14 protein-coding genes are annotated in these 18,275 nt (G+C 61.8%); 8 read left to right on the top strand and 6 right to left on the bottom strand.

What is annotated here, in order from left to right:
• Positions 1-64 precede the first annotated feature (64 nt).
• Positions 65-994: a pseudouridine-5'-phosphate glycosidase gene (locus QA637_RS07585; RefSeq protein WP_153440910.1), complete on the bottom strand. Its 930-nt coding sequence runs from the start codon at positions 992-994 to the stop codon at positions 65-67.
• Between the two features lie 137 nt (positions 995-1,131).
• The gene (locus QA637_RS07580; RefSeq protein WP_283064595.1) at positions 1,132-2,079 is read right to left on the bottom strand and encodes a carbohydrate kinase family protein; all 948 of its coding nucleotides are present in this window, start codon (positions 2,077-2,079) and stop codon (positions 1,132-1,134) included.
• 266 nt (positions 2,080-2,345) lie between these two features.
• On the opposite strand from QA637_RS07580, the gene recA reads away from it, so the two are divergent.
• Positions 2,346-3,437 carry a recombinase RecA gene (gene recA, locus QA637_RS07575; protein WP_136505560.1) on the top strand — a complete coding sequence of 364 codons (1,092 nt, stop codon included), beginning with the start codon at positions 2,346-2,348 and terminating at the stop codon, positions 3,435-3,437.
• 228 nt (positions 3,438-3,665) lie between these two features.
• The gene (alaS, locus tag QA637_RS07570; protein WP_283064594.1) at positions 3,666-6,329 is read left to right on the top strand and encodes an alanine--tRNA ligase; all 2,664 of its coding nucleotides are present in this window, start codon (positions 3,666-3,668) and stop codon (positions 6,327-6,329) included.
• Positions 6,330-6,373: 44 nt separating this feature from the next.
• Here the strand turns inward: alaS and QA637_RS07565 are convergent, their stop codons facing one another.
• From QA637_RS07565 to QA637_RS07555, 3 genes are all read right to left on the bottom strand, one after another.
• Positions 6,374-8,029 (bottom strand): SulP family inorganic anion transporter, encoded by a 1,656-nt coding sequence (locus tag QA637_RS07565; RefSeq protein ID WP_283064591.1) that lies wholly within the window; start codon positions 8,027-8,029, stop codon positions 6,374-6,376.
• Between the two features lie 196 nt (positions 8,030-8,225).
• Positions 8,226-8,984 (bottom strand): HAD-IIB family hydrolase, encoded by a 759-nt coding sequence (locus QA637_RS07560; RefSeq protein WP_283064589.1) that lies wholly within the window; start codon positions 8,982-8,984, stop codon positions 8,226-8,228.
• Positions 8,985-9,131: 147 nt separating this feature from the next.
• A complete protein-coding gene (locus QA637_RS07555; protein ID WP_153440915.1) occupies positions 9,132-10,346 on the bottom strand; it encodes an NADP-dependent isocitrate dehydrogenase in 1,215 nt (404 codons plus the stop codon).
• Positions 10,347-11,718: 1,372 nt separating this feature from the next.
• Between QA637_RS07555 and QA637_RS07550 the strand changes: the two genes are divergently transcribed.
• The 3 genes from QA637_RS07550 to murI all read left to right on the top strand — a co-directional run bounded on the left by QA637_RS07550 (position 11,719) and on the right by murI (position 14,352).
• Positions 11,719-12,618 (top strand): FUSC family protein, encoded by a 900-nt coding sequence (locus QA637_RS07550; RefSeq protein ID WP_283064588.1) that lies wholly within the window; start codon positions 11,719-11,721, stop codon positions 12,616-12,618.
• A gap of 71 nt (positions 12,619-12,689) precedes the next feature.
• The gene (locus tag QA637_RS07545; RefSeq protein ID WP_283064587.1) at positions 12,690-13,520 is read left to right on the top strand and encodes an RNA methyltransferase; all 831 of its coding nucleotides are present in this window, start codon (positions 12,690-12,692) and stop codon (positions 13,518-13,520) included.
• Entirely contained in the window at positions 13,507-14,352 is an 846-nt protein-coding gene (gene murI / locus QA637_RS07540; RefSeq protein WP_283064585.1) for a glutamate racemase, read from the top strand. The genes QA637_RS07545 and murI overlap by 14 nt, the downstream gene beginning before the upstream one ends.
• On the opposite strand, the gene QA637_RS07535 is transcribed toward murI, so the two are convergent.
• Positions 14,349-14,540 carry a hypothetical protein gene (locus QA637_RS07535; RefSeq protein WP_283064583.1) on the bottom strand — a complete coding sequence of 64 codons (192 nt, stop codon included), beginning with the start codon at positions 14,538-14,540 and terminating at the stop codon, positions 14,349-14,351. The genes murI and QA637_RS07535 overlap by 4 nt on opposite strands.
• A gap of 258 nt (positions 14,541-14,798) precedes the next feature.
• Between QA637_RS07535 and QA637_RS07530 the strand changes: the two genes are divergently transcribed.
• The 3 genes from QA637_RS07530 to QA637_RS07520 all read left to right on the top strand — a co-directional run bounded on the left by QA637_RS07530 (position 14,799) and on the right by QA637_RS07520 (position 18,218).
• The gene (locus QA637_RS07530; RefSeq protein WP_283064581.1) at positions 14,799-16,313 is read left to right on the top strand and encodes a helicase HerA domain-containing protein; all 1,515 of its coding nucleotides are present in this window, start codon (positions 14,799-14,801) and stop codon (positions 16,311-16,313) included.
• 243 nt (positions 16,314-16,556) lie between these two features.
• Complete coding sequence (rpsD, locus tag QA637_RS07525; protein ID WP_153440920.1) at positions 16,557-17,174, top strand: 30S ribosomal protein S4; 618 nt, start codon at positions 16,557-16,559, stop codon at positions 17,172-17,174.
• Positions 17,175-17,270: 96 nt separating this feature from the next.
• Positions 17,271-18,218: a glutaminase gene (locus tag QA637_RS07520; protein ID WP_283064580.1), complete on the top strand. Its 948-nt coding sequence runs from the start codon at positions 17,271-17,273 to the stop codon at positions 18,216-18,218.
• Positions 18,219-18,275 lie beyond the last annotated feature (57 nt).

Below are 18,275 nucleotides of genomic sequence, written 5' to 3'. Positions count from 1 at the left end.
TCAAGCAGTTCCGGGATTAGATCATTTCAATGTTCCAACGAATTAATCCAGCAAAGTTGCATCGCTACTTCGCCGTCAGTGCAACGGCGATCTCGGCGGCGAGACGGGCATTGTTTTCCACGAGCGCGATATTGGTTTCGAGGCTGCGGCCGTCGGTCATGTGGAAAAGGTTGTCGAGCAAATAGGGCGTGACAGCCTTGCCGACGATCTCGTCGCTCGCGGCATTGTCGAGCGCACGGGTGATGTAGATTTCCATCTCCTCGCGTGGAATTTCGCTCTCTTCGGGAACCGGATTGGCAACGAGCATGCCGCCGTCGATGCCGAGCAGATCGCGCATCTTCTGGAAATTGGCGATCGCGGCGGGGCTGTTCAGCATCAGCGGACTCTTGATGCCGGAATCGCGCGACCAGAAGGCCGGGAACGTCTCGCTGTCATAGGTAACGACCGGAACGCCGCGAGTCTCCAGCACCTCCAGCGTCTTCGGAATGTCGAGAATGGCCTTGGCGCCCGCGCAGACAACGATGACGCCGGTGCGGGCGAGCTCGTCAAGATCGGCGGAAATGTCGAAACTCTCTTCCGCGCCGCGGTGAACGCCACCGATCCCGCCGGTGGCAAAGACGCTGATGCCGGCGCGCGCCGCAGCGATCATCGTCGCCGCCACGGTCGTAGCGCCCGTGCGGCGTTCGGCAATCGCGAAGGCAAGATCGGCGCGCGAGAGCTTCATCGCGCCTTCCGTCTTCGAAAGTGCCTCCAGCTTCGCGTCGTCGAGTCCAATGTGAAGGACGCCGTGAATGACCGCAATCGTTGCAGGCACGGCGCCCTGTTCACGAATGATCGCCTCGACGCTCCGGGCCATATTGAGATTGCCGGGGTAGGGCATGCCATGGGTGATGATCGTCGATTCCAGCGCGACGATCGGCGCGCCACGTGCCCTGGCAGCCGCGACTTCATCGGAATATGCCATCGGCAGGGACGGCGAGGAGGGTTTGGTCATCAATCTATCCTTAAATCGCGATCATGCTGGGCTGAGATCAACAAAAGATCATCGAGATCGTTTCTAAAAGAGTCCGGAGCGAGTGCGGGCGGAGAGTTGCGCGCACTTTCTTTCCGCCCGGCGTTCGACATCAGTTCTCATGACAGCATTTGCGGCGGCGGCACAAGGGCCAACGCCTGTTCGAGGTTGATCGGAGACAGTTCTTGTGAAACAGCAAAAGGCGAGCGAAGCGTTATCCCCGCTGCAGCAATCCCGTGGCGCAGGCATCCGGCAAGATCTAGGCCTGAAAGCCGCGCCGTGAGAAACCCCGAGGCCAATGCATCACCGGCGCCTGTAACATCCGCAAGCGCGGGCAGGGTGGGAGGGACGACGAGGCAAGCCTCGCTGCGATCGAAGGCGACAGCGGCGCTGCCGCCGCGCGTTACGACGCCACCCCCAAGACCGGCCTCCCGCAACAGTGACGGCCAGTTTGCGGCCCCTTCGGCATCCCTCCCGGTCAGGGCACGCGCTTCCGCCTCGTTCATGAACAGGAAGCTGAGCCCGCTGACGCATTTCCTGAAGCGCGTCACCTTTGCCGGTGACACGGCGATGCCGGCTACAATTCGATCGTCCCTCGACGCAACGTTGATCAGAGCCGTGAGTGTCTCCTCGGGCAGGTTCGCATCCATCAGCACCAGATCGCTGGCCGCCACTATTTCGCGTATCGCACGCTGCTGCAGCCGGCGCGGCGAAAACAACTGATAGAGCTCCATATCGGCAAGCGCGATGACAAGGTTGCCGTCGCCTTCGAGAATCGCCGTGTAGCTCGGCGTTTTCCGGTCGAGAAAGGTGAAGGGGCAATCGATCACGCCGGCTGTGGCCGCTGCCGCCGCCACCATCTCGCCTGCAGCGTCACCGCCACGCGGGCTGATCATTCGTACGCTGTGACCGAGGCGGGCAAGGTTTCTCGCCGCATTGAAACCGCCGCCTCCCGCCTCCTCGAACCACGAACCGGGATTGCTCGCGCCGGGAGCGGTCACGCCGCTGATGCGGCCGCGACGGTCGATGTGGGCGCCGCCGAACACGGCGATTTCCCGTTTCTTCATAAAAGCTCCTCTTTGGGCTGCTTCAATTCAAGTTCACAGACGCGACACGGGCGAATCGCGCCGGTGCCGCCAAGCCCGGCCGAGCTGCGGCATGGCTTCGCGGAAATGTGGTACAATGCCCGTGAACAAGAATCGAACGCAACGAAAATAACCGTTGTCATTCAATTGGTTGCCACTCTATTGCCAAAACAGAACAAAACATGTACAAAAACTCCTGCGGCGGCTTCATTGCCTCGGTAGCTTCAATAACCTAAAGGTGGGACCAAATGGCACAAAACTCTTTGCGGCTCGTAGAGGACAAATCGGTGGATAAAAGCAAGGCACTTGAAGCGGCTCTCTCCCAGATCGAACGGTCGTTCGGCAAGGGATCGATCATGAAGCTCGGTTCGAAGGACAGCGTAATCGAGATCGAAACTGTTTCGACCGGCTCGCTTGGCCTCGATATCGCGCTCGGCATCGGCGGTCTGCCGAAGGGGCGCATCATTGAAATCTACGGCCCGGAAAGCTCGGGCAAGACGACGCTGGCGCTGCAGACCATCGCCGAGGCGCAGAAGAAGGGTGGCATTTGCGGCTTCGTTGACGCCGAACATGCGCTCGATCCGGTCTATGCGCGTAAGCTGGGCGTCGATCTCGAAAACCTCCTGATCTCGCAGCCGGACACCGGCGAACAGGCGCTGGAAATCACCGATACGCTGGTCCGTTCCGGCGCGATCGACGTCCTCGTCGTCGATTCGGTTGCAGCTCTCGTGCCGCGCGCAGAAATCGAAGGCGAAATGGGCGACAGTTTGCCGGGCATGCAAGCCCGCCTGATGAGCCAGGCGCTGCGCAAGCTCACCGCGTCGATCTCCAAGTCCAACTGCATGGTGATCTTCATCAACCAGATCCGCATGAAGATCGGCGTCATGTTCGGTTCGCCGGAAACGACGACGGGCGGCAACGCGTTGAAGTTCTATGCGTCGGTTCGCCTCGATATTCGTCGCATCGGCTCGGTCAAGGAGCGCGAAGAGGTCGTCGGCAACCAGACCCGTGTCAAGGTCGTCAAGAACAAGATGGCGCCGCCCTTCAAGCAGGTGGAATTCGACATCATGTATGGCGAGGGCGTTTCCAAGACCGGTGAACTCATCGATCTCGGCGTCAAGGCGGGCATCGTCGAAAAATCCGGCGCCTGGTTTTCCTACAATAGCCAGCGCCTCGGCCAGGGTCGGGAGAACGCGAAACTTTTCTTGCGTGACAATCCCGATCTCCTGCGCGAGATCGAGATGGCTCTGCGGCAGAATGCCGGCCTGATCGCCGACAAGTTCCTGGAGAACGGCGGACCGGAGAGCGATGACGACGGCGATGCAGCCGCCGAAATGTAAGATCTGCGGCGGGTAAGTTTTGGATAAAGCCGGTCGTTTTTCGAGACGGCCGGTTTTTTGCTGCCGTCTGGACAGCGTGGGACACGGAAGATAAAAGCCTGAGGTTCCGGCGGACCGACGTTGCTGGAGGGTGTGTCTATTGCCGATAGACGCGGGGTTGAAGACAGTGGTGCGCAGCCGGCGAAAAGTGCGGTCGCGACCGCGAATGGTGCACAGATAGGACGCAAGATGAGCGGCGTGAATGAAATCCGGTCGATGTTTCTCGACTATTTCCGCAAGAACGGTCACGAGATCGTGCCGTCGAGCCCCCTGGTGCCGCGCAACGACCCGACATTGATGTTCACCAATGCCGGCATGGTGCAGTTCAAGAACGTCTTTACCGGACTCGAGCAGCGCCCCTATTCGACGGCTGCGACGGCGCAGAAATGCGTGCGCGCCGGCGGCAAGCACAACGATCTCGACAATGTCGGCTACACCGCCCGGCACCACACCTTCTTCGAAATGCTCGGCAACTTCTCGTTCGGCGACTATTTCAAGGAACGGGCGATCGAGCTTGCCTGGAACCTCATCACCAAGGAATACGGGCTCGACGCCAAGCGCCTGCTCGTTACCGTCTATCATACCGACGATGAAGCCTTCGGCCTCTGGAAGAAGATCGCCGGATTAAGCGACGACCGGATCATCCGCATTCCGACCAGCGATAACTTCTGGGCGATGGGTGATACCGGCCCTTGCGGTCCGTGCTCAGAGATTTTCTATGATCATGGCGAGCAGATCTGGGGCGGACCGCCCGGTTCGGCCGAAGAAGATGGCGACCGCTTCATCGAGATCTGGAATCTCGTGTTCATGCAGTACGAGCAGGTTACCAAGGAGGAGCGCATCGATCTTCCGCGCCCGTCGATCGATACCGGCATGGGACTGGAGCGTGTTGCGGCCGTGCTGCAGGGCCAGCACGATAACTATGACATTGATCTCTTCCGCGCGCTGATTGCTGCTTCCGAAGAAGCAACCGGCGTCAAGGCAGAAGGCGACCGCCGCGCAAGCCACCGCGTCATTGCCGACCATCTGCGTTCCTCCGCCTTCCTCATCGCCGACGGTGTCCTGCCCTCGAATGAAGGCCGCGGCTATGTGCTGCGCCGCATCATGCGCCGCGCCATGCGCCATGCCCAGTTGCTCGGCGCGCAGGAGCCGTTGATGTGGAAGCTCCTGCCGGCGCTCGTTGAGCAGATGGGCCGCGCCTATCCGGAGCTTGCCCGCGCCGAAGCTCTGATCTCGGAAACGCTGAAGCTGGAAGAGACCCGCTTCCGCAAGACGCTTGAGCGCGGTCTGAACCTTCTATCCGAAGCCTCGGCAGATCTTTCCGAGGGCGACCAGTTCAACGGCGAAACAGCCTTCAAGCTTTATGACACCTACGGCTTCCCGCTCGACCTGACGCAGGACGCGTTGCGCGCCAAGGGCATCACGGTCGATACCGATGCGTTTTCCGCGGCAATGGAGCGTCAGAAGGCGGAGGCTCGCGCCAATTGGGCCGGATCCGGTGAGGCCGCAACCGAGACGATCTGGTTCGAGCTCAAAGAAAAGCACGGCGCGACGGAATTCCTTGGTTACGACACCGAGACCGCCGAGGGCGTGATCCAGGCGATCGTCCGCGATGGAGCTGTGGTCGAATCCGCTGCCAAGGGTGAGAACATTCAGGTGATCCTGAACCAGACACCGTTTTATGGCGAATCCGGTGGCCAGATGGGCGATACCGGCGTCATCACGACGGACACCGGCAAGCTGACGGTCACCGACACCCAGAAGCGCGGCGAGGGGCTCTTCGTCCACTACTGTGTTGTCGCCGAAGGCAGCGTGAAGACCGGCGAGGCGGCCGCGCTCACCGTCGACCATGCGCGTCGCCGGCGGCTGCGCTCCAACCACTCCGCGACCCACCTCCTGCACGAAGCGCTGCGCGAGGTGCTTGGCACGCATGTGGCACAGAAGGGCTCGCTTGTCGCGCCGGAACGGCTGCGCTTCGACGTATCGCATCCGAAGCCGATGACGGCCGACGAGTTGAAGGTCGTCGAGGAGATGGCGAACGAGATCATCGTTCAGAATTCGCCGGTGACGACGCGACTGATGACTGTCGATGATGCGATCGCGGAAGGCGCCATGGCGCTCTTCGGCGAAAAATATGGCGACGAGGTCCGTGTCGTCTCGATGGGCCGGGGCGTTCGCGGCGCGAAAGCCGGGAAACCCTATTCCGTCGAACTCTGCGGCGGCACGCATGTATCGGCGACCGGCGACATTGGTCTCGTGCGGATCGTTTCTGAAAGTGCGGTCGGTGCCGGCGTGCGCCGAATCGAGGCGCTGACGGGCGAGGCGGCCCGTGCCTATCTCAACGAGCAGGATGAACGGGTGAAGACGCTGGCATCGGCCCTCAAGGTTCAGCCGGCGGATGTTCTCGGACGGGTCGAGGCCCTGCTCGACGAGCGCCGCAAGCTGGAGCGGGAACTGACCGAGGCGAAGAAGAAGCTTGCTCTCGCCGGAGATGGCCAGAACGGTTCGGCCGATGCCGCCCGTGATATCGCGGGCGTCCGCTTCCTTGGCAGGGTCGTGTCCGGTGTCGAGCCGAAGGACCTGAAGAGCCTCGCCGATGATGGCAAGAAGACGCTTGGTTCGGGCGTTGTTGCGTTCGTCGGCGTTTCCGGCGACGGCAAGGCGAGCGCGGTTGTGGCCGTCACCGACGACCTCACCTCGAAGGTCAGCGCCGTCGATCTGGTGCGCGTCGCATCTGCTGCACTCGGCGGCAAGGGGGGCGGCGGACGCCCGGATATGGCTCAGGCCGGCGGACCGGATGGCAACCGTGCAGCCGAAGCGATCGAAGCAGTCGCCGTGGCGCTCGCCGGCTGAACCGCACTTGATTGAACAGGGGAAGGGCGCTGCGGCGCCCTTTTTCATGGGGTTTTCTCGCTGCGGATACTTTCGAGCGCCGCCTGAACCGAGGCGCGCATCACGACACGTGGTGGGCGAACGTCATGCTGGCGAAGCGCACGGCGCACCTGCGATCTGGCGCCGGTGATGAGGAAACGCACGCCCGTCCGCTCGGCCTTCCGCAGCGTCCCCTCGATGATATTGGCCGCGGTTGAATCCATGAAGGGCACTTCCGAGCAGTCGAGGATGAAATTCCGGCGCTGGTCGGCGATGCGGTCGAGGACTGTGCCGACAGTTGCGGCCGAGCCAAAGAAGAAGATACCGGAGATCCGATAGATCACCGTGTCCGGATCGTCCGCGACGACCGGGTGTTCTTCCTCACCATTTTCCTTCTTCAGGGCCTCCAGTGGTTTTGTTTCTCCGACCGAGATGCTCTTTGCCATGCGGTCGATGAAAAGCACCGCGCCAAGCGCGAAGCCGATCACGATGCCTTCCGTCAACTCGCGGAAGACGACGATGACGAAGGTCGCCAGAAGCACGACCGCATCGCCATATGAGGATCGTAGGAGCGCCATAAACGCGGGCTTCTCGATCATGTTCCAGGCAACGACTGCGAGCACGCCGGCGAGCGCCGCGAGCGGGATGTAGCTTGCGAGCGGAGCGGCGAGAAGCATGAATAGAAGGAGAAAGACGGAATGCAGCATGCCGGAAGCCGGGCTGGTCCCGCCTGCACGCACATTCGTGGCCGTGCGGGCGATCGTCCCGGTGACGCAGATGCCGCCGAAAAGCGCCGAGCAGAAGTTCGCAATCCCCTGCGCAATCAATTCCATGCTCGAACGGTGCCGGCGACCGGTCATGCCGTCGGCGACAACGGCCGACAGCAAAGACTCGATTGCACCGAGGAGCGCAAAGGAGACGGCATCAGGAAAGACGGCGCCCGCCTTCTCGAGCGAGAACGGCGGGAATGCCGGTGAGGGCAGACCACGAGGAATGCCGCCAAAGCGCGTTCCGATCGTTTCCGTCGGCAACTGCAGGAGAGCGACGAAGGCAGAAGCGGCAGCAACGGCAATCAGCATGCCGGGCCAGTGCGGCCGCAGCTTGCGCAGCGCGAGAATGATGCCGATCGTCAGCGCCGCGGTCAGAACTGCTGCCCAGTTGACCGTACCGGCGGCAAGACCAAGCGCAAGCTTCTCGATGATGGGCCCGGGCTCGCGGCCGCTCAGGGTGAGGCCGAAGAGATCGCGCAATTGGCTGGCGAAGATGATTACCGCGATCCCGGCGGTAAACCCCACGGTCACCGGGTAAGGGATGAACTTGATGTAGTTGCCAAGCCGCAGGTAGCCTGCAGCGACCAGCATCACGCCCGACATCGCCGTAGCCAGCAGCAGGCCGTCGAGACCGTGCCTGGCGCCTGTTGCAGCCACCAGCACGATAAAAGCGCCGGCAGGGCCACCGATCTGCACCCGGCTGCCGCCGAGAAGCGAAACCAGAAACCCACCGACTATCGCGGTGTACAGTCCGCGGTCGGGCGTAACACCCGAGGCGATCGCGATGGCCATGGATAGCGGCAAGGCAACGATGGCGACGGTCAACCCCGAAAAGGCGTCCGCCTTCAGGCGCGCGCCGTCGTATCCTTCCTTGAAGAGGCTTACCGTTTTGGGGACGAGAGAATCGGGCATCGACGAGACTTTCGGGATTCCGCTGTGGCGGGCAAGCGGACTGGACGACGTCAGAGTATATGAGTCGCTACCCCGAACAAATTCGAGCCCTTGATGTCCGCAGGAGGTAGCTGATTTAAGGAAAGATGCAGCAAATCAAAGTTCTACAGAGTCTGGTAAGAAGCGCGGCGCCGCAGGGCGCGCCGAAGGACCGGACCTATCCGATGACGCCCCAGTGGCGCAGTCCCTCCAGCACGCCGTCGGCGTGGGAGTTGCGCGCGAGGAAATGCCGGCTCCCGTGCTCTACGGCCCGGCGCAGTTCGGCAAGCGCATTGGCAACCACCACGCCGCGCACGCGCGGCATGTCGAACATTTCGCGGTCGTTGCCGGTATCGCCAGCGACGACCACCTCGTCGAGATCGACCGCAAGCTCCCGGCAGATCCAGGCGAGTGCGCTGCCTTTGCCGCCGGCGCGCGGCAATATGTCGAGATCCCGGCTGCTGGAATAGACCAGCTTCACGTCCAATCCCGCGGTTGCCAGCCGTTGCCCGATGGCAGAGATTTCCTCCTCTCGTGCGTCCGGCAAACGCCAGCTCGCCTTGTGAGCATGTTGGTCGACGGCCGCCTGCGGAACCGCGCCTTCTACCGTCTCCATGACCGCTGTGACGGCCTTGACGTCGAGGGGAGGTCCAAGCGCTTCGGTGAACGCCTGCAACCGTTCCCTTCTGCGCGCGTCCGCTATCATCGTCCCGACGCCGCCAATCACGTATTCAGGCGGCGGCAACTGATCGACATCGACCAGCGAAAATATGTCGTTGATCGGCCGGCCGCTATTGTAGACGAGCAGCGGCCTTTCGCTCTCGTCGAGCGCCTGCCAGGCCGAACGAAAGCGATTCGCCGCCCCGTCATCGCCGAGAAGCGTGCCGTCGATATCAAAAGCGACGAGCCGCACCGGTTTTGATCCCGCTTGCTCCATTCCGCACATGTCCATGGTTGGAAACGTCCATCGGGAAATGAGCGAGTGGCGTATGCGTTCCATGCGCGCTGTAGCGCTCGGGGGACCGATAAAACAAGAAACCCGGCGCATGGCCGGGTTCCAGGACTTCCTGCGGATTTGGCCGGTTTAGGCGGCCATTGCCTTCTTGAGGTTCTCATCGATCTTGTCGAGGAAGCCGGTGGTCGAGAGCCACGGCTGGTCCGGACCGATCAGCAGCGCCAGATCCTTGGTCATGAAGCCGGCTTCGACCGTTTCGACGCAGACGCGTTCGAGCGTGTCGGCAAACTTGGCGAGTTCGGCGTTGCCGTCGAGCTTGGCGCGGTGGGCAAGGCCACGGGTCCAGGCGAAGATCGAGGCGATGGAGTTGGTCGAGGTTTCCTCTCCCTTCTGGTGCTGGCGGTAGTGGCGGGTCACCGTGCCGTGCGCGGCTTCCGCTTCGACCGTCTTGCCGTCCGGCGTCATCAGCACCGAAGTCATCAGGCCGAGCGAACCGAAGCCCTGGGCGACGATATCGGACTGGACGTCGCCGTCGTAGTTCTTGCAGGCCCAGACATAACCGCCGGACCACTTCAGCGCCGAGGCGACCATGTCGTCGATCAGGCGGTGTTCGTACCACAGCTTTTCAGTCTTGAACTGTTCGGCGAACTCCTCGTCGAACACCTTCTGGAAGATGTCCTTGAAGCGGCCGTCATAGGCCTTGAGGATGGTGTTCTTGGTCGAGAGGTAGACCGGAACCTTACGCTGTAGGCCGTAATTGAACGAAGCGCGGGCAAATTCGGTGATCGATTCGTCAAGGTTGTACATGGCCATCGCAACGCCGGCGCCGGGCGCATCATAAACGTCGTGTTCGATCGTCTGGCCATCTTCGCCGACGAACTTGATCGAAAGCTTGCCCTTGCCCGGGAACTTGAAGTCGGTGGCGCGATACTGGTCGCCGAAGGCGTGACGGCCGACGATGATCGGCTTGGTCCAGCCGGGAACGAGGCGCGGCACGTTCTTGCAGATGATCGGCTCACGGAAGATGACGCCGCCCAGGATATTGCGGATCGTGCCGTTCGGCGACTTCCACATCTTCTTCAGCTTGAATTCCTCGACACGGGCTTCGTCCGGCGTGATCGTCGCGCACTTGACGCCGACGCCATGCTTCTTGATGGCGTTGGCGGCATCGACTGTCACCTGGTCTTCGGTCGCGTCGCGGTTCTCGACGCTGAGGTCATAATATTCGAGATCGAGGTCGAGATAGGGGTGGATCAGCTTGTCCTTGATGAACTGCCAGATGATGCGGGTCATCTCGTCGCCGTCGAGTTCGACGACCGGATTGGCGACCTTGATCTTTGCCATGGGTATGCCTCGTAGCTTGCGGAGCATCGGACGCGATGCCCCCCGGTGGGAGAAATCCAGAGCCCTATAGCATTGTGAACCGGCAAGGCAAAGCATGCTTGGGTGAAACTTTGGATGGAGGAGAGACTGTCGCCTGCGGCTTTCCGCGTGCAAGGCGGGGATCGTTTTGCGACCCGGCTTCAGTGCTTGAAAAGATCGCGGAAGACGATATGCAAAGGGATAACGGCGGCGTCCGGCATCGCCCCTCCGCGGAAAGGCAGAAGGCGCCTCATGACGTTTCGGCTTCGTTTGCGTGATTGGTTGCTGGCCAACGATCCGGCCTTTTCCCGCCTGCGGCAGGCGTCGCGCGTCACCTCCATGATCGTCATTTCTGTTTGCCTGCTGATCGCGTTTCACTTCATCGTCGCGCCATTGCCGCCGGCGGCTTATGGTCTTGCCGTCTCCCTGTCCATCGAAGGCGGCCTCGCCGTCAGGGACCGCACGTCGCGCGAACAGCTGGTCACCCGCATCATTGCCGTCCTCGTCGGCGTCGCGATGGTGAGCCTCGCCTCGGCTCTGGAAAGCCACCGCTACATATCCGACGTGATCTTCCTGATCATCATCTTCCTGGCGGTCTATGGCCGGGGCTACGGGCAGCGCTGGTTCGCCGTCGGCATGTTCGCCTTCATGTCCTATTTCCTCGGTGCCTATCTTCGCCCTACGCCGGACCAGTTGCCGTCGCTGTTCATGGGCGCGGCAATCTCCGCAACCGTCGCGCACCTCGTGCGCACTCGTCTTCTTCCCGACAATCGCTACATTGATCTCTCGCGCGCCGCCGCGAGCGTTCAACGGCGCGTGGATCAGATCCTCTTCGAACTGGCCGAAACCGCCCGCAGGCCTGTTTTCACGGAAATAGACCGTCGCCGCTTGCTGGCTCAGGAAGAGCGGCTGAAGGAAGCGGTGCTGATGGCCGAGAGCCTCATCCCGACGGAGAACCGGCGGCCGGAGCCGGAACCTGGCCTTGCATCCTCGGACCTGGTCATCGACCTCTTCGACATTCATCTCGCCGCCGAGAGCGCCATTGTCCTCAGTTTTCAGGCGATGCCGCCAGCACCCCTCGTCGAAGCGATGCTGGCGCGCGACGCCGAGAAGATCGAAGACGAAATGAAGCGGCTTGACGCTTCGAACTTGAAGCAGATCGAGACGGCCAAGGCCTTGCTGTGGCTTCGCGACGTCCGCCGGCGGCTGGAGCCTCGCAGCGCTCTCCGAAAGCGACCTGCAGGATCCGGCAACCACTCCAAGCAGTGTGCCTTCGACGGGTCGCTTACAACTTTCCTTATCCGATCCCGCGCTGCGGACGGCGATCCAGATCACGCTCGCCACGGGCATTGCGATGGTCTTCGGGCTGATGCTTTCGCGGGACCGCTGGTTCTGGGCGGTGCTGGCGGCGTTCCTCGTTTTCACCAACACGCGCTCGCGCGGCGATACGGCAATCAAGGCGCTGCAGCGCTCGGCGGGAACGCTGTTCGGCATTGTCGTCGGCATCGCGCTTGGTACAGCGGTCGCGGGCAATTTCTATGTCATCCTGCCGCTCAGCGCCGCCTGCATCTTCCTCGCGTTCTATTTCCTGGCTGTGTCCTACGCGGCGATGACCTTCTTCATCTCAATCGTCCTCTCGCTGGTCTACAGCCTGATGGGCGTTTTGACACCACACCTTCTGCAACTGCGTCTCGAGGAAACGCTCATCGGCTCCGTCGCCGGCGCGGCGGTTGCCTTTCTCGTCTTTCCGACGCGGACGCGCACCACGCTTGATGCGGCGATTAAGGCCTGGTGCAACGCTTTGATGGCGCTGCTTGAAGATGCAAAGAAAGGTACATCGGGTTTGTCATTGATTGTCCAATCGCAGGCGCTCGATCGCGCATACAGGGATCTGGCGGCGGCTGCCAAACCGCTCGGCGCCTCTTGGCAGCTCGTTACGCGCCCAGGCCATGTGCGCCAGACGCTGGCGGTCTTCATGGGCTGCACCTATTGGGCCCGCATCTTCGCCCGGCGAATGCCGAACGCGGCCGATGGCGACACGGCCCAATTCGTCGCCGAGATCGAAAAGAACCTGGAGACCGCCGGCAAGGTCCGCGAGACTGGCGCAGCCTATTTCTATGAAACCCGCCAGGTGGCTGCACCTGTCGAACGCCACTTGCCGATCTCCAAGGACGACGCTCAACTCGGGCAGGAGATGATCTCCATATCGCTGGAGCGACTTCACGTTGCTGAGGGTAGTCGTCTTCAAGGCTGATGGACGCCGGACTTTAATTTCGTGAACAATTGTGCGAGGGAAGCGCCGAACAGAAGGCGAAGGCTTGAGAAATGGCAGGTACCAACAGCGAGCGCGAACTACTGACGGAAGGTCCGGCGATCATTCTCGCTTATCCGCAACTCGGCGAAAATATCGGCATGGTGGCGCGCGCCATGGCCAATTTCGGGCTGTCGGAACTGCGCCTCGTCAATCCGCGGGATGGCTGGCCGAGCGAGAAGGCGCGCTCCGCTGCAAGCCGCGCCGACCACGTCATCGATGGCGCCAAACTCTATGGCTCGCTCGAGCAGGCGATCGCGGACTTGAACTTCGTCTACGCCACCACGGCCCGCGACCGCGACGGCTACAAGCCCGTGCGCTCGCCGATCATCGCCGCACGCACGCTGCGCCAGCGATTCAAAAGCGGGGAAGCGGTCGGCATCATCTTCGGCCGCGAACGCACGGGCCTCACCAACGAGGAAGTGGCGCTGGCCGACGAGATCGTGACCTTCCCGGTCAATCCGGCCTTCGCTTCGCTGAACCTCGCACAGGCCGTGCTGCTCATGTCCTACGAGTGGATGAAGACCGGCATGGAATCGGAAGAAGAAACGTCGTTCCAGGCGATCCCACAGCGCCCGGCGACCAAGGAACATCTGCAGGGTCTGTTCGAGCATCTGGAAGACGCCCTGGAAGCGCGCAATTACTTCCGCTCCGCCGACAAAAAGCCGAAATTGGTCGAAAATCTCCGCGCTGTTCTAACGAGACCATCCTTTACCGAATCTGAAATCCAGGTGCTGCGCGGCGTCATCTCTTCGCTCGACCGGTTCACGCGCGAAAATCCGCGCGGCTCCGGTGCACCGGCAGGGCGCAACAGGAAAGTGCAAGGCGGCGGTGACAACGAGTGAACTGAAACCCATACTCGTCTTCGACAGCGGAATCGGTGGGCTGACGGTGCTGCGCGAGGCGCGCGTGCTAATGCCAGAGCGGCATTTCATCTATGTTGCAGACGACGCCGGTTTTCCTTACGGCGGCTGGGAGGAGGGGGCCTTGAAGGAGCGCGTGATAGCGCTCTTCGGCGAATTGCTCGCCGCGCACGACCCGGAAATCTGCATCATCGCCTGCAACACCGCCTTCACGCTCGTCGGCGCCGATCTTCGCGCCGCCTATCCGCAGATGACCTTCGTCGGCACGGTGCCGGCGATCAAGCCGGCGGCGGAGCGGACCCGCTCCGGGCTGGTTTCGGTTCTTGCAACACCCGGCACGGTAAAACGCGCCTATACACGCGATCTCATCCAGTCCTTCGCTTCGCAATGCCATGTGCGGCTTGTCGGCTCGGAAAATCTGGCACGCATGGCGGAAGCTTATATCCGCGGCGAGAAGCTCGATGACGAAGCAGTTCTGGGCGAGATCGCCCCATGTTTCGTCGAGAGGGATGGGGAAAAGACCGATATCGTGGTGCTCGCCTGCACGCATTACCCCTTCATGGCGAACGTCTTCCGGCGGCTGGCGCCTTGGCCGGTGGACTGGCTCGATCCAGCCGAGGCGATTGCGCGGCGTGCCCGCTCGCTCGTGCCGCTTCCGAACGGTTTCGAGCCGTTGAACGGCTTCGATCCGGCGGTCTTTACCTCGGGAAAGCCGGACTTCGCCACACGACGGCTGATGCAAGGCTTTGGGTTAACCGTGATTGCAAACACCGTGCCCGATAAGCGGGCGAAACCCAGCCAAGCTATCGTTTAGAAAACGTCCAGCAAGAACAAAAGTCCGCCAACAAGGACAACCAAGGCGCCAGCGACAATCGCGTTGGCAACCTTCATTTGCGCCGCTTCCTTCCTGGATATGACCCGCTGGGCATCTTTGTGCGCTTCGCGCATGCGTTCATCGAGCTCGTACATCTCGAATTGTTGTTTGGTTTCGTTCTGGTGCATCGCTGTCCCTAGCAGGCTGTGACGACAAAACTCATATGGAGACGGTCGGGAACCTAAGAAAGATGCTGCGACCCTAATATTCAACTTTCCCTTGCATTGAAGGGGAGGCGGTGAGTTTCCCCTCAGGCCGGCGCGGAACGAAGTATTCCCTGTGGGTTGTCGGAATCTGCGGGATAGTCGTGGGATAAACCGTGCTACGTGTCGCTCGTTTGACGATCCCGACGGATCGCGAATCAATCTGTGATGAACGAGGTATGGATGAAAGTCGGCATCGACATGGGAACGACGTCCGAAGGGACTTCGGCCTCGCTCGATATCGAGGAGCTTCTGGCGACGCGCCTGCTGGTGCAGGGTAATTCAGGCTCGGGAAAGTCGCACCTCTTGCGCCGACTGCTCGAACAGTCCGCGCCTTGGGTGCAGCAGTGCATCATCGATCCCGAAGGCGATTTCGTCACGCTCGCCGACAAGTTCGGCCATGTGGTCATCGAAGGCGAGCGCACGGATGCGGAACTGATCGGCATTGCGACGCGCATCCGCCAGCACCGCGTCTCCTGTGTGCTTTCGCTGGAGGGTCTCGACATCGAGCAGCAGATGCGCAGCGCCGGCGTCTTCCTGAATGCCATGTTCGACGCGGACCGCGAGTACTGGTACCCCGTCCTGGTTGTCGTCGACGAGGCGCAGATGTTCGCGCCATCGGTCGGTGGCGATGTCGCGGAAGAGGTCCGCAAAGTATCGCTCGGCGCGATGACGAACCTCATGTGCCGCGGCCGCAAGAGGGGGCTCGCCGGCGTCATCGCCACGCAACGACTGGCGAAGCTCGCAAAGAACGTCGCGGCAGAAGCGTCGAATTTCCTCATGGGGCGCACCTTTCTCGATATCGATATGCTGCGCGCCGCCGATCTGCTCGGCATGGACCGCCGCACCGCCGAGATGTTCCGCGATCTGAAACGCGGCTCATTCGTCGCGCTCGGGCCCGCGCTGTCGCGTAGGCCGCTGAAGGTTACGATCGGATCGGTCGAGACCTCCGCTCGCTCCACCAGCCCGAAGCTGATGCCGCTGCCGGAAGCGCCGCAGGATGTCGAGGACCTGATTTTCACGCCGGATCCGGAAGAGTTGTCACGGCCCAACATGCGCCGACCCACCCCGCAGCCGCGCCCGGCGACAGACATTCTCGCCGAACTGTCGCGGCCGCGCCCAGAGCCTATGGCGCCGGTGGAGGCCAAGCCCGCCCCTCCGGAAATGTCGGCAGAGGAACGCGACGCGCTGCTCGACAGCCTGTTCGCGGAGATTTTGGCTAATCCGGACGCGGCGTTCCGGCCGGACGCCGAACTCTTTCAGGATTTTCTCGTTCGTTGCCGCATCCGCCGCGTGCCCGGGCCGGCACTCACCTTGAGCGCGTTCCGCCGCAAGATGGCGGTTGCCCGGTCTGGGGTCGATGCCGACACGGCTCAGACCGACACATGGGCATCGGCGCTCCGGCTTGCCGATCGCGTGAGCGAGGACTTGCAAGCAGTGTTCCTGATGATGGCGCAGGCAGCCGTGCGTGGCCTGCCGTGTCCTTCGGACGCGATGATCGCGCGCGCCTATGGAACCCATTCCGCCCGGCGCGCGCGGCGGCTGCTCGGCTATTTCGAAGAGCATGGGCTGATCGTGGTGCACGCGGATTTCTCCGGCAAGCGTATCGTGGCTTTCCCCGACCTCGGCAACGAAACCGCGCCGGGGGATGCAAGCGGCCCGGATATCGGCAACGGGGAACGGGCGGCCGCCGAGTGACGGCTATCTGGCGAAAATCGCTATGTTTCTGTCACATTCCGTTGACAAATCAGCGATCGGTGCGTAAAGACCCGCCCAACGCCGGGCAGCGATGCCCGGTGTTTCATTAACATGTCCCGTGGTTTCTTGCGTCCGCGTGATCGTGAGAGGCCTGTCAGAACTCCCAAAATGGGTTCAGAGGAGGGCGTGTTTCCTTGATCCGGCTTGGCAACAAGCCGGTGTAACCGATTGAAAGGAAATGCGATGAGCAAGCGCGAATCGTCCAAGTACAAAATTGACCGCCGCATGGGCGAAAACATCTGGGGCCGTCCGAAGTCCCCGGTGAACCGTCGTGAATACGGCCCGGGCCAGCACGGCCAGCGCCGCAAGTCCAAGCTTTCCGACTTCGGCGTGCAGCTGCGCGCCAAGCAGAAGCTGAAGGGCTACTACGGCGACATCCGTGAAAAGCAGTTCCGTGCGATCTTCGCCGAAGCTTCGCGCCGCAAGGGTGACACCCCGGAAAACCTGATCGGTCTGCTCGAGTCGCGCCTCGACGCGATCGTCTACCGCGCAAAGTTCGTTCCGACCGTCTTCGCTGCACGCCAGTTCGTCAACCATGGCCACGTCAAGGTCAACGGCGTCCGCGTCAACATCGGTTCCTACCGTTGCAAGCCGGGTGACGTCATCGAAGTCAAGGAAAAGTCCAAGCAGCTCGTTTCGGTTCTCGAATCCGTACAGCTCGCTGAACGTGACGTTCCGGACTACATCGAAGCCGACCACAACAAGATGGTCGCAACCTACGTCCGCGTCCCGGTTCTCTCCGACGTTCCGTACCCGGTCGTCATGGAACCGCACCTGGTCGTCGAATTCTATTCGCGTTAATCCGAGGCTTTGGCCTTGTGAGCTTTGGAAAAACCGCCCGGAGACGGGCGGTTTTTTTGTACGATGTATCGATCAATCCGTGTCGAGGAATGCCGCATGCCGGAGCAAAACGCGCCGCAAGATCTGCAGGCGATCATCGATGACATTTACCGCGAGCTGACGCCGCGGCTCGGCGAGGGCAAGGTCGCCGACTACATCCCGCAGCTCGCGCGCGTCGACTCTCGCCGTTTCGGCATGGCAATCGTCACGACGGGCGGCCAGATCTACCGGGTCGGCGACGCCGAAGTGCCGTTTTCGATCCAGAGCATTTCCAAGGTGTTCACGCTGACGCTGGCGCTCGGCAAGCACGGCGAAAATATTTGGCACCGGGTCGGGCGCGAGCCGTCCGGCTCAGCCTTCAATTCGATCGTCCAGCTCGAGCACGAAGGCGGCAAGCCGCGCAATCCCTTCATCAATGCCGGCGCGATCACCATCAGCGACCTCATCCTCGCAGGCCACACGCCGAAGGAGCTAATCGGTGAAATCGTGCAGTTCGTCCGCTATCTTGCAGACGACGACACGATCGTGATTGACCACGAAGTGGCGCGCTCGGAGACGGCTACCGGTTTCCGCAATGTCGCCCTTGCCAATTTCATGCGGTCCTATGGCCGGCTCGATCATCCGGCCGAACACGTGCTCGGCGTCTATTTCCATCATTGCGCCCTGGCTATGACCTGCGTCCAGCTCGCCAAGGCCGGCCTGTTCCTGGCGGCCGGCGGGGCCAATCCCCTGACGGGGCATTCGGTCGTCTCGCGTCAACGTGCGCGCCGCATCAACGCCCTGATGCTGACCTGCGGACACTACGACGGCTCCGGCGATTTCGCCTATCGCGTCGGTCTGCCGGGCAAGAGCGGCGTCGGCGGCGGCATTATGGCGGTCGCGCCGGGCAAGGCTTCCGTCGCCGTCTGGTCACCGGGCCTCAACGAGAACGGCAATTCGCTGCTCGGTTCATTGGCGCTCGAAATGCTGGCCGCGCGCACCGGCTGGTCGGTGTTTGGTCCTTGATAATGCCGTTCCGGACCGTTTCCCCTTGATCTCCAGCGCCGGAAAGGGCAAGTGCTG

Origin of the sequence: Sinorhizobium terangae (genome assembly GCF_029714365.1) — a bacterium.
Classification (GTDB): Bacteria; Pseudomonadota; Alphaproteobacteria; order Rhizobiales; family Rhizobiaceae; genus Sinorhizobium; species Sinorhizobium terangae.
This window is presented reverse-complemented; position numbering and strand designations above follow the sequence as displayed.

Excerpts from the sequence above, each read along its gene's own strand:
- QA637_RS07520 (WP_283064580.1), top strand. The coding sequence starts at position 17,271 with ATGCCGGAGCAAAACGCGCCGCAAGATCTGCAGGCGATCATCGATGAC.
- QA637_RS07555 (WP_153440915.1), bottom strand. The coding sequence starts at position 10,346 with ATGGCAAAGATCAAGGTCGCCAATCCGGTCGTCGAACTCGACGGCGAC.
- QA637_RS07565 (WP_283064591.1), bottom strand. The coding sequence starts at position 8,029 with ATGCCCGATTCTCTCGTCCCCAAAACGGTAAGCCTCTTCAAGGAAGGA.
- recA (WP_136505560.1), top strand. The coding sequence starts at position 2,346 with ATGGCACAAAACTCTTTGCGGCTCGTAGAGGACAAATCGGTGGATAAA.
- QA637_RS07545 (WP_283064587.1), top strand. The coding sequence starts at position 12,690 with ATGGCAGGTACCAACAGCGAGCGCGAACTACTGACGGAAGGTCCGGCG.
- alaS (WP_283064594.1), top strand. The coding sequence starts at position 3,666 with ATGAGCGGCGTGAATGAAATCCGGTCGATGTTTCTCGACTATTTCCGC.
- QA637_RS07560 (WP_283064589.1), bottom strand. The coding sequence starts at position 8,984 with ATGGAGCAAGCGGGATCAAAACCGGTGCGGCTCGTCGCTTTTGATATC.
- QA637_RS07535 (WP_283064583.1), bottom strand. The coding sequence starts at position 14,540 with ATGCACCAGAACGAAACCAAACAACAATTCGAGATGTACGAGCTCGAT.
- QA637_RS07585 (WP_153440910.1), bottom strand. The coding sequence starts at position 994 with ATGACCAAACCCTCCTCGCCGTCCCTGCCGATGGCATATTCCGATGAA.
- rpsD (WP_153440920.1), top strand. The coding sequence starts at position 16,557 with ATGAGCAAGCGCGAATCGTCCAAGTACAAAATTGACCGCCGCATGGGC.
- QA637_RS07530 (WP_283064581.1), top strand. The coding sequence starts at position 14,799 with ATGAAAGTCGGCATCGACATGGGAACGACGTCCGAAGGGACTTCGGCC.
- QA637_RS07550 (WP_283064588.1), top strand. The coding sequence starts at position 11,719 with ATGGTCTTCGGGCTGATGCTTTCGCGGGACCGCTGGTTCTGGGCGGTG.
- QA637_RS07580 (WP_283064595.1), bottom strand. The coding sequence starts at position 2,079 with ATGAAGAAACGGGAAATCGCCGTGTTCGGCGGCGCCCACATCGACCGT.